The following is a 10,133-nucleotide window of genomic DNA, read 5'->3' on the forward strand; positions in this document are numbered from 1 at the left end:
GTCGTGCGGCGGCGTTCGCCCCGGCGGCGGTCCCGGTGGACCGCCCGGCCGACGCGGCGCCCCGCGCGAACAAGCCCATGGCGGGCCCGCCGGGGGCACCACCCCCGGTGAAGGGGGAGCGGAACGAGGTACTGACCGCGTTCTGGCTCCACATGTTCCCGATCGGGCACCTACCCGTCGCGTCGTACCGGCCCGCGCGCCAGATCCCGGCGCCCCCGCCGGAACTCGACTACGCGGCGGGCATCCGCTTCGAACCGGCCGACCATCCGGACTACCACCTGGTCGACGGCGGTCCCCGCCTCGCGGAACTGATGGAAGGCATCGCCCATCGCGCCGCGGCCAAGGCCGCCGAGGAGGCCGCCCCGGTTCCGCTGCCGCCGCCGTCGACTCCGCCGGGCTTCCAGAGTTACGCCCCGCCCTCGGCCTACCAGGGGCAGGGCTACCCAGCCGCCCCCGGCTACCCGGCTCCCGGCGCCTACTCGCCGCAGGTCATCGGGGCGGAGTCCGCTGGTTATCCCGCACCACCTGCCGAGGCGTTGGTGGCGCCGGATGCCGTGACCCCGCCGCAGTCCCGGCCGGTCAACCCGAGCGCGGGCATCACCGCCGATCACCCCATCGTCCAGGCGTTGCTCGAGAACCACGACCCCCTCGGCGACGTCAACGAGCGGGACTGGGACCGCCGCTACCTCGTTCGCCTCGGCAGTGTCACGCCGCAGGGGATCAGCCCGGAAGGTCTCGAGTACAACTGGCCGACCAGCGAGCAGTACCCGGAAGGCGGCAGCGCCCCCGGCGAGGCGGAGACCCTCGCCGAGGACACCGTCATCGACCGGTTCGGGTCGCCGCACGGCCGGGTGTTCGCCGCCGACGGGTGCGGCTTCGCCCAGCGCTCGCTTCCGCCCGCGCACAAGGACGGTGGCTACCGCCGGTACCGCGTGCTCAAGCCGTTGCCGGTGTGGCGGGCGGTGTCCGCGGCCTGGTTCGGGCAGCCGGGCGGCGGGGTCCGCTACCGCACCACCCACTCCGCCGTCGAGCTCGTCGCGCTGGGCCACCTCGAGGAGATCGCATGAACGCCGAGTCCATCACCGAGTGGCTGGCCGCCGTCGGGGTGCCCGCCGAGGTCGTGTCCGTTGGCGCCGAGGCCGACAACGCGTGGTGCCTCGTCCGCGACGACACCGCCGACGACGACGGCAACTTCGCCTGGGAGGTCTTCTGGCGTGAGCAGGGCAACCGCTACGACTGGGCCCGTTTCACCAACGAACAGGTCGCCTGCCACTACCTCTTCGGCCGCCTCACCTGGGCTCAGGTCGTGCGGGGTGCGCTGACCCCGGCCTGAAGCACGCCCAGCGCCGCGTCGTGCAGCAGCCCGTTCGACGCGAGCCCGTCCCCGCCGTCGAACCGGGCCTCGCCACGCAGGTCGGTGAACCGGCCGCCCGCCTCGGTCACGATCACCTGCACGGCCGCGAGGTCCCACGGGTTCGCGATCGGATCCGCTGACAGATCCAGCGCACCCTCGGCGACCAGCACGTGCTGCCAGAAGTCGCCGAATGCCCTGGTCTCCCAGCACGCGTCGACCAGCGCGAGGTAGGACTCCCTCGGCTCCCAAGCCGTGATGTCCGTGGTCGACAGGTACGCGTCCTCGAGCGACGCCACCCCCGACACCCGCAGCCGCCGCCCCCCGGACCACGCTCCGCCCCCGGCCGACGCCCACCACCGGCGGGGGAACGACGGCGCGCTCACGACCCCGACGACCGGCTCCCCGCCGTCGACGAGCGCGATCAACGTCGCCCACACAGGGTTGCCGCGCAGGAAGTTCTTGGTCCCGTCGATCGGGTCCACCACCCAGGTGCGCCCGTCCCCGACGGACCCGCCCCGCTCCTCGCCGAGCACGGCGTCGTCCGGCCGCAGCTCGGCGATGATCTCCCGCACGGTGTCTTCCACGGCCGTGTCGGCGTCGGTCACCGGCGAGCGGTCCGGTTTGCGGTCGACCACGAGGTCGGCGGCGAGGAACCGGGCCATGGTGATCTCGTCGGCGGCGTCGGCCAGCCGCAGTGCGACGGCGAGGTCGTCAGAGTGCATGCGCCGATGCTGTCACGTGTAGGAGAGCAGGGCAGCGGGGACGTTGTCCAAACCCCGCACCGCCTCCAGCAGGTTCACCACCTCCCGGAAGTGCGCGTTGAGCCGCGTGAACGGTTCGGCGGGCCACGCGTCCCGGTACTCGATTTCGTCGTCGGGATCCGGCGGATCGGTCCGCACGGTCATCGTCCAGTTCGCGTACGCGCCGCGCACGGTCCAGCTCGTTTCCATGCCCCGCAACGTCCCGCCGCGCCGGGTGGTCGCGCAAATTTCCGTTCGGGTGACACCACTGTCGTGCCACCGTGGCATGACGGGATCGTGTCGGAATGGCAAGGCGCAAAGGGGTTTCCGTCCGGCAGCGGCGGGTGTCGACGGAGCTGCGGACGTGGCGGATCAGGCGGGGTTTGAGCTGCAAGGAGGTCGCGCGGGCGCTGGGTTGGTCCGAGAGCAAGGTCAGCCGGATGGAAACCGGGGAGCGCGGTCTCTATGTGGATGACGTGGCCGCGGTTCTTGGATTTCTGCGTGCCCCGGCGGAAATCCGGCAAGACCTCCTGGACCTGGTCAGAACCGGAGACGAACGAAACTGGCACGAGATCGGCCGGGACATCCCCATCTCCCGGCTTCTCCGCGACCTCATCCGCTTCGAGAGCGAGGCGACGGCCATCCACAACTTCGAACCGCTGCTGCTTCCCGGCCTGGTGCAAACCGCTGAATATGCCCGATCCCTCATGCGGATGGCCGCGCCGACCTGGAGTGAACACGAGATCGAGAGCATGGTGGCGGTCCGCATGAACCGGCAACGGGTGCTCGACAAGGCCGATCCGCCCCGCCTGAACCTCATCGTCGAAGAAATGGTCCTTCGCCGCACAATGGATGATCCCGGGATGATGGTGGGCCAGCTCCAGCACTTGCTTGCCGCCAGCTCCCGCCGCCACATCAGCGTCCGCGTCTTGCCATTCGACACGGAGGCGGCGATCGCCGCCCAAGGTTCGCTGATCATGCTCGAATGCCCTGATCAGCCCACCCTTTGCTACGAAGAGAGCCGAACCACCTCCGCCTTTCTCGAAGACGAGGAGTTCATTGGCAGGGGTAGGCTCGTCTGGAAGAAGCTGTCGGCCGCCGCACGATCAGAAGATGCCTCCCGGCAGCTGATCGCGGATCTCGTCCTCAAGCTGAGGAGTGCTTTGTGAACTGGCGTAAGAGCAGCCGCAGCACGGCGCAGAATGCCTGCGTGGAGGTAGCGTTCGTGCCGAGGGCGGTGGCGGTGCGGGACTCCAAGAACGCTTCCGGCCCGACGCTTGCCTTCCCCGCCAGGAGCTGGGTCGCGTTCGTCAGGCGATAACCCTCGAACCGGACAAAATCACCCTGTTTTCGCTCTTCACCCGGCCCGACCTCGACGCCGCCCAGGCATAGGGTGTGACCGTGAGTGTGGTGTTGCTGGCCGAGGACGACGCGGCGATCGCGGATCCGCTGTCCCGTGCGTTGAACCGCGAAGGGTACGAGGTCCAGGTCGTCAGCGACGGGCACCGTGCGTTCGAGACCGCCAACGGCGGTGGCGTCGACCTCCTCGTCCTCGACCTGGGGCTGCCCGGGATAGACGGGCTGGACGTGTGCCGCCGGTTGCGTGCCGCGGGGCGCGGGCTCCCCGTGCTCATGCTGACCGCCCGCGCGGACGAGGTGGACTTCGTCGTCGGGCTGGACGCGGGCGCGGACGACTACGTGGCGAAACCGTTCCGGCTGGCCGAGCTGCTGGCCCGCATCCGTGCGCTCCTGCGCCGCCAGGCGCCGGGCACGATCGAGGTCAACGGCGTGAAACTGGACCTCGCGGCGCGGCAGGTGATCGTCGACGGCGACGAGGTGACGCTCGCGAACAAGGAGTTCGAGCTACTGCGCGTGCTGATCCAGCGAGCTGGCCAGGTCGTCACGCGTGAGGAGATCCTCGACGAGGTGTGGGGCGGGCCCGAGCTGCGGACCAGCAAGACGCTCGACATGCACATGTCGTGGCTGCGCCGCAAGGTCGGCGGCCGGGGCGGCGCGCGGATCGCGACCGTCCGCGGTGTCGGTTTCCGCTTCAACACAGACTGAGATACGGAACGAGCACCCATGCGCCGCCGCATCCTCCTGGCGATCCTGCTCGCCGTCACGGTCACCGCGTGCGCGCTCGGCATCCCGCTCGGGCTTTCCGCGACGGCCGTCGTCGAAAGCCTCACGCGTGAGGAGCTGGGCGCCCGTGCCCGGCAGATCGCGGCGACCCTCGACGACCAGGTCGCCAACGGCGGCGAGCTGGACCTGAACAGCGTGCAGCTGGGTGTCCCACCCGGCGGTCACCTGCTGGTCGAGCTGCCGGACTCCGGCGTGCGACACGAGTTCGGCACCGAGCTGCGCGGCGAGACGGTGTCGGAGGAGGTGCCGATCGTCCAGCACGGCACGGTCCGCCTCTCCATCGACGCCGGGCCCATGCGCACCACGCAGACGCAGGTCACGCTGCTGGTGGTGCTGGTCGTGATCGCGGCGATCGGCGGTGGTGCGGCGGTCGCGACCGTCACCGCGCGGCGGCTGGCCCGGCCGTTGCGGCACGTCGCCGATCGCGCCGCCCGGCTGGGCGCCGGTGACTTCCGGCTCGACCGGACCCGCTACCAGGTGACCGAGCTGGACTCCGTCGCCGAGGCGCTCGACGCGTCCGCCACCGCGCTGGCGCAGCTGGTGCAGCGGGAACGCGAGCTGGTCGGCGACGTGTCGCACCAGCTGCGGAGCAGGCTCACGTCGCTGCAGCTGCGGATCGAGGAGCTGACCGCGGTGCCCGACAAGGAGGTCGCGGGGGAGGCACAGGCGGCGCTCGAACAGGCGGAGCGGCTGGCCGACGTGCTCGACGAGCTGATGGCCGCGGCCCGCGAGGCCCGCGCGACCGGTGCGGAGCCGGTCGACCTGGGCAGTGAGCTGATGGGCATCGCCGAGGAGTGGCGTGCGCCGCTGCGTGCGGACGGCCGGTCGTTGAAGGTGAAGCTGCAGGACAACCTGTTCGCGAAGGTGTCGCCCGCGCGGCTGCGCGAGGTGATCGGCGTGCTGCTGGACAACGCGCTGCGCCACGGCAGCGGCACGGTCATGCTGACCGCACGCGAGGGAGTGGCGGCGAGCGGCGGCGACACGGTCGTCATCGAGGTGACCGACATGGGCGCTGGCGTGCCGGACGAGCTGGCCGAGCACATCTTCGAACGCGGCTTCTCCGGCGGCGGCTCGACAGGGCTTGGCCTGGCGCTGGCCCGTGCGCTGATCGACTCGGACGGCGGTCGGCTGGAGCTGTCGGCGAAGCGGCCAGCCACGTTCACGGTGTTCCTGCCGGTCCCCCGCGCGGGCGACGTGCAGGGCGTCCGCTGGCCTGCGGAACGCTCCCCACGCTGAAGCCCTTCAGGAGTGGCCCAGTTCCTCTACCGGATCGTCCGATGGCGGCCCGCCGCGGCGGGTGTGGCCCAGCTCGTCCGGGAAGACCCACCGCTTGAACGCCCAGAAGCGGAAGAACATCGCCAGCAGCATGCCGATGATCGACCCGCTCGCGAAGTCCGCGATCTCCTGGACGAGCCGCGACACGTGCGGCTCCTCCAGTTCCAGTACGTACCGCGACGCCCACAGCGGCGCCGAGTTCAGTGCCACGCCGACGCCGCTGATCAGGAAGAACAGTGCCGCCTCGTGGGCCCGCTCCCGCCCGCCCCTGGTGCGGAACGACCACTCGCGGTTGAGGACGTAGGACACGATCGTCGCCACGATGATGGCGATGATCTTCGCGGTGACCGGCTTCTCCTCCAGCACCGTGAGTTTCAGCAGGTACCAGATGCCGTTGTCGATGACGAACGTCGTGCCGCCGACGATCGCGAACTTCAGCAGTTCGCGGTGCTTGATCAGGAGTCTGCGCAGTGGTTCCGGCACGCGCGAGAGCACAGAGTCGACGACGGTCACCCGCGCAGTCTACGGAGCGCTACCGGGCGGAGCTGCGCGGTTCGCTCCGCAGGCCCTATTTACGCCGCTTCGTCGTCCTCTCCGACGACGGCGAGTCGTTGCCCGCGACGGCCGACCCGGACAATTCGGGGACGCGCGTCGGACTGGGGGAAGACCCATTTCCGGAACGCCCACCAGCGGAACACCATCGCGATCAGCGTGCCGAGGATGATCCCGCTCGCGAAGTCCGCGACCTCCTGCACCAGCAGCGTGACGTGTGGCACCTCGAGGTTGAACCAGTACCGCGACACGAACAGCGGCGCCGAGTTCAGCGCCACGCCGATGCCGCTGATCACGAAGAACAGTGCCGCCTCGTGCTGGCGTTCCCGGCCGCCCCGGGTGCGGAACGACCATTCGCGGTTGAGCACGTACGACACGATCGTCGCGATGATCACCGCGATCGCCTGCGCCGTCACCGGGTTGTCGGTGAGCACCGTGAACTTCAGTGCGTAGTTGACGACCACGGTGACCACGAAGCAGACACCGCCGACGACCCCGAACTTCAGCAGTTCCTTGTGCTTCACGAGCACGGCCCGCACCGGCTTTGGCAGGCGCGAGAGCACCCGGTAGAGCAGGCTCATGACTCCCTCTCGCAGGCTCCGTGGAGCCGCTCGCGGTCGCCCTGTGTCCACTGTTTCGCTCCGGTCACGACGGCGAAGTCTAGCCACGCGTCGTGACCGGTCCGTGATCAGAGGCCCAGCAGCCACCCGAGCAGGCCACCCAGTCCGCCCTGCCCGTTGTCGGGCTGTTCGGGCTCGGGTGGGGCAGGCGTGGTCGTGGTCGGCGGCGGTGTCGTCGTGGTCGGCTTCGGCGTTGTGGTGGTCGTGCCCGGCGGCGTGATGGTCGACGTTGGGTGCTCGGGATCCGGCGTCGGCGGGTCGGTCGGCGGCGGCTCGTTCGTCGGGGTTTCGCTGCTCGGCGGCATGGTCGGCGTCGGAGAACTCGGCACCGGTGGGATCAGCCACTCCCACAGCGTCACCCGCTTGCTGGCGGACGCCGTGCCCAGCGTCGCGGACACGTGCAGCTGGTTGCGGCCCGGCTGGTGTTCCGGCCACGGGTCGGCGTGGATCCGCAGCCCGACCTTCAGCTTCTCGCCGGGTGCCAGCTCGGCCGGGGTGGTGCAGACGGTGCCACCACCGGAGGTGCACGACACGTCCTGCGAGAACCACAGCACTTCCGCGGGCTGGTCCAGCCTGACGGTGACCGGTCGTGAGCTGGTGCCCGTGTTGGCGACCGTCACCACGACCACCGGCCGCCACATGAACAGGCCGAGCAGGTCGGTCTTGACGAACACCGACAACTGGATCCTGTCGATGGTCTCTTCCGGCCGCACGGTCACGCGGAAGGAAACGTTCGCACGCGTGGTGGCCCCGGCCGACACCAGTCCGGTGACCAGGCCACTCGTGCTGCCCTTGCCCGCCTTCAACCGGAACAGCAGCGTCACGGACTCGCCCGGCCGCAGGCCGGCACCGTTCGAGCACGTCACCGTGCCCGTACCGCCGGGGCAGTTGACCGTGCCCGCCTGGCGCGCGCCGTTGAGGTTCAGCAGCCGGGGCGCGGCGAACCCGTCGACCGGGACCGCGGTCACCCCCGCCGGCAGGGTCAGCACGGCCGTGACCGGCTCGGACACCACGCCGCCCGCGTTGCGCACGGTCAGCGGCAGGTCGCCCGGCACGCCGCCCGCGATCAGCGACAGCGGTGCGGCCGGGCCGCTCGCCTCCAGCCGCGCAGGCGCGGGCTGCTCCGGTTCCTCGGGTTGTTCGGGTTCCTCGGGTTGCTCCGGCGGCGGGTTCTGTGCGGGCGGTGGGTTGTCCGCCGGTGGCTCCTCCCCGGGTGGCGGGTTGTCCGCCGGTGGGTTCTCGGCCGGTGGCTCCTCCCCGGGCGGTGGCTCCTGGGCAGGCGGTTCCTGCGGCGGTTGTTGCTGCGGTGGCGGTGGGTTCTCCGCAGGTGGCGGCGCGGTCTCCGAGGTGACCGGCTCGGCGGTGGGAATCTCCTGCGACTCGCCACCCACCGTCAGGGCGACGATCATGGCCGTGACCAGCGCGATGGCCGACACGGCGACGCCGACGAGCTGCCGTGGCCCTGCGGTCGCGGCACCAGCGGCGCCCGCCGCTCCGGTCGCCGTGGCGGCCGTGCTGATCGTCGCGACCTTCACCACGCCGGTCGCCGCGATGTAGCCCGCGGCACCGGCGCCCAGCACCAGCGGTGCCACGTAGCCACGCATGGCGCCGTTGACGTCCGCCAGTTCCGCGGCGAGCGCGCGACAGCGGTCGCACGTGTCGAGGTGCGCTTCGACCTGGGCCTTCTCCCGCTTGGCGAGGCCGCCCCGGGTCCACGCGCCGAGCCGCTCGGAGGCCGCGCGGCAGGACCGGTCGGTGGTCGCCACGAGGTGGACCTGCAGGTAGGCCTGCCGCAGACCCTCGCGGGCGCGGTAGGCGAGCGCGGAAACGCCGTTGGCGGTCATGCCGAGGATCGGTGCCACCTCGGCGGGCGCCTGGCCCTCGATCTCGGTGTGCCAGAGGACCGCCTGCCAGCGTTCCGGCAGCCGCGCAAACGCTTGCGCGGCGAGTGACCGCTCCAGGCCCTTGACGGCGGGGTCGTCGAACTCCTCGCTGATCGCATCGGCGGAGACGCCGGAGACCGTGGACACGTCTTCCGACAGTTCGAGCTTCCGCTCACGCCGCGTCCTGTCGTAGGCGGTGTGACGGAGCGCGGTCAGCAGGTACGCCCGGAAGGCTGAATCCGGGCCGCGTCCGGCGCGGAGAGTGTCGAGCACCTTGGCGAAGGCCTCGGACACCAGGTCATCGGCCTCCGCCGGTGAGCGGGAGACCTGACGTGCGAGGTTGTAGGCGGCGGCGACATGGCGTTCGTACAGCGCCCCGTACGCGGACACAGTCCCCTTGCGTACGGCCTCGATCAGCTCGGCGTCGCCGGGACCCTCAACGTCGGCCGGAACGGTGGCCACGATTCTCCCTCGAACTCGCATGCGTGCAGCGCCGGACCTGGCTCTATATGGTTCGGCCCCCTACTGGACGCGCTCTCGGGCAAAGTGTGACGCCAAATGGCCAGAAGGGCACCATGCGTACACCGGAATGGTCGTACGCGAGACCGATCCGTAGAGAAATTTTTCGCCCGAACGGCGTCACGGTCGCTTCCGGTCGACGTTTCTCCTCCGATGGGTACGGAGGAGGGAAGAGCGAAGGTGACAGTTCGTGAGGCGGACCCGCGCTCACATCGTGGCGATGCGGAGGGTCCCGGTCACGAGCTGCGTGCCCTCCGCGCCCGGTGGCGCACGGCGAGCATCGCGGCGGGATGGCGGTTCCCCAGTGACTGGGGCGTACCCGAGGTGGACGCGGTCTGCCTGTCCGCGGTGCGCAGGAGGGACCTGGTGACGGCGCTGTCCGGACTGGGGCGGGCGCGTGCCGAGGCGGGCGCAGGACTGGACGAGACGCTGACCGACCTGGCCGCGCTGCACGCGGTGCTGACCAACGCCGAAGTCCGCGACGGCCTCATCGCCACCGACCCCAACGCCGCGCCGACCCGGCTCGTGCGATCGGCGGCGCTCGCGTGGGCGGAGGCGTCGTTCGGGGAGCTGCGCAACGCGGAGACCACGGAGAACCTGACCAACCTGGCGACGCTCGCGTACCTGCGGACGCGGCTGGGTGAGGTGTACCGGCGCACCGAGCGGCTCGGGTCGCCCGCCGAGGAGACGCACGCGCTGCTCGTGGTGACGCTGGACCTGTCCTCGGTCACCGGCTGGGCGCGGCTGATGGCGATGGTCCTGGTCGCGGACGCACTGCGGGAGGTCTTCAACGGCGGCGAGAGCGTCGCGCTGCTCGGCCCGTCGGTGGCCGCGGTACTGGCGGAACGTGACTCCGGGTTCGGCGACCGCGCTCTGAGCGCGGGCTGGCTGATCACGCAACGCCTCGAGGTGGACCCGCAACTGAAGTCCATCAACCGCCCGGCGGTCCGCCTGGAACGCCTCCCGGACACCCAGCAACAAGCCCGAGACCTACTACACACAATCAGCCGCGCCTAACCCCCAACCCGCGAGTCCACGGTTCAGAACC

Annotated in this window: 12 protein-coding genes; 7 read left to right on the top strand and 5 right to left on the bottom strand. The window is 70.7% G+C overall.

Going from position 1 to position 10,133, the window contains the following annotated elements:
• Together WBA97_RS13395 and WBA97_RS13400 are read left to right on the top strand one after the other, a co-directional pair.
• Positions 1 to 1,067, top strand: a 1,067-nt coding sequence (locus WBA97_RS13395; protein ID WP_424231103.1) for a glycohydrolase toxin TNT-related protein, incomplete at its 5' end; no start/stop codon positions are given.
• The gene (locus tag WBA97_RS13400) at positions 1,064 to 1,333 is read left to right on the top strand and encodes a hypothetical protein (protein ID WP_424231104.1); all 270 of its coding nucleotides are present in this window, start codon (positions 1,064 to 1,066) and stop codon (positions 1,331 to 1,333) included. The genes WBA97_RS13395 and WBA97_RS13400, both read left to right, overlap by 4 nt.
• Here WBA97_RS13400 and hisN read toward each other — a convergent pair.
• Positions 1,300 to 2,076, bottom strand: coding sequence for a histidinol-phosphatase (gene hisN / locus WBA97_RS13405; RefSeq protein ID WP_424231105.1), 777 nt, complete (start codon positions 2,074 to 2,076; stop codon positions 1,300 to 1,302). The genes WBA97_RS13400 and hisN overlap by 34 nt on opposite strands.
• A gap of 12 nt (positions 2,077 to 2,088) precedes the next feature.
• Entirely contained in the window at positions 2,089 to 2,382 is a 294-nt protein-coding gene (locus tag WBA97_RS13410) for a hypothetical protein (protein ID WP_424231106.1), read from the bottom strand.
• Positions 2,383 to 2,399: 17 nt separating this feature from the next.
• Between WBA97_RS13410 and WBA97_RS13415 the strand changes: the two genes are divergently transcribed.
• The 4 genes from WBA97_RS13415 (at position 2,400) to WBA97_RS13430 (ending at position 5,472) form a co-directional block, all read left to right on the top strand.
• On the top strand, positions 2,400 to 3,263 hold the full coding sequence (locus tag WBA97_RS13415) for a helix-turn-helix domain-containing protein (RefSeq protein WP_424231107.1): 864 nt from the start codon (positions 2,400 to 2,402) through the stop codon (positions 3,261 to 3,263).
• Positions 3,260 to 3,415 (top strand): DUF397 domain-containing protein, encoded by a 156-nt coding sequence (locus WBA97_RS13420; protein WP_424231108.1) that lies wholly within the window; start codon positions 3,260 to 3,262, stop codon positions 3,413 to 3,415. The genes WBA97_RS13415 and WBA97_RS13420 overlap by 4 nt, the downstream gene beginning before the upstream one ends.
• 80 nt (positions 3,416 to 3,495) lie before the next feature.
• Positions 3,496 to 4,158: a response regulator transcription factor gene (locus WBA97_RS13425; RefSeq protein ID WP_424231109.1), complete on the top strand. Its 663-nt coding sequence runs from the start codon at positions 3,496 to 3,498 to the stop codon at positions 4,156 to 4,158.
• Positions 4,159 to 4,176: 18 nt separating this feature from the next.
• Positions 4,177 to 5,472 carry an ATP-binding protein gene (locus WBA97_RS13430; protein ID WP_424231110.1) on the top strand — a complete coding sequence of 432 codons (1,296 nt, stop codon included), beginning with the start codon at positions 4,177 to 4,179 and terminating at the stop codon, positions 5,470 to 5,472.
• A gap of 6 nt (positions 5,473 to 5,478) precedes the next feature.
• On the opposite strand, the gene WBA97_RS13435 is transcribed toward WBA97_RS13430, so the two are convergent.
• The 3 genes from WBA97_RS13435 to WBA97_RS13445 all read right to left on the bottom strand — a co-directional run bounded on the left by WBA97_RS13435 (position 5,479) and on the right by WBA97_RS13445 (position 9,028).
• Entirely contained in the window at positions 5,479 to 6,024 is a 546-nt protein-coding gene (locus WBA97_RS13435; protein ID WP_424231111.1) for a GtrA family protein, read from the bottom strand.
• 59 nt (positions 6,025 to 6,083) lie between these two features.
• A complete protein-coding gene (locus WBA97_RS13440) occupies positions 6,084 to 6,644 on the bottom strand; it encodes a GtrA family protein (protein ID WP_424231112.1) in 561 nt (186 codons plus the stop codon).
• Between the two features lie 107 nt (positions 6,645 to 6,751).
• Positions 6,752 to 9,028 (bottom strand): sigma-70 family RNA polymerase sigma factor, encoded by a 2,277-nt coding sequence (locus WBA97_RS13445; protein ID WP_424231113.1) that lies wholly within the window; start codon positions 9,026 to 9,028, stop codon positions 6,752 to 6,754.
• A gap of 237 nt (positions 9,029 to 9,265) precedes the next feature.
• On the opposite strand from WBA97_RS13445, the gene WBA97_RS13450 reads away from it, so the two are divergent.
• A complete protein-coding gene (locus WBA97_RS13450; protein ID WP_424231114.1) occupies positions 9,266 to 10,102 on the top strand; it encodes a GGDEF domain-containing protein in 837 nt (278 codons plus the stop codon).
• Positions 10,103 to 10,133 lie beyond the last annotated feature (31 nt).

The organism is Actinophytocola sp. (assembly GCF_049647105.1).
In the GTDB taxonomy this organism is placed as follows: domain Bacteria; phylum Actinomycetota; class Actinomycetes; order Mycobacteriales; family Pseudonocardiaceae; genus Actinophytocola.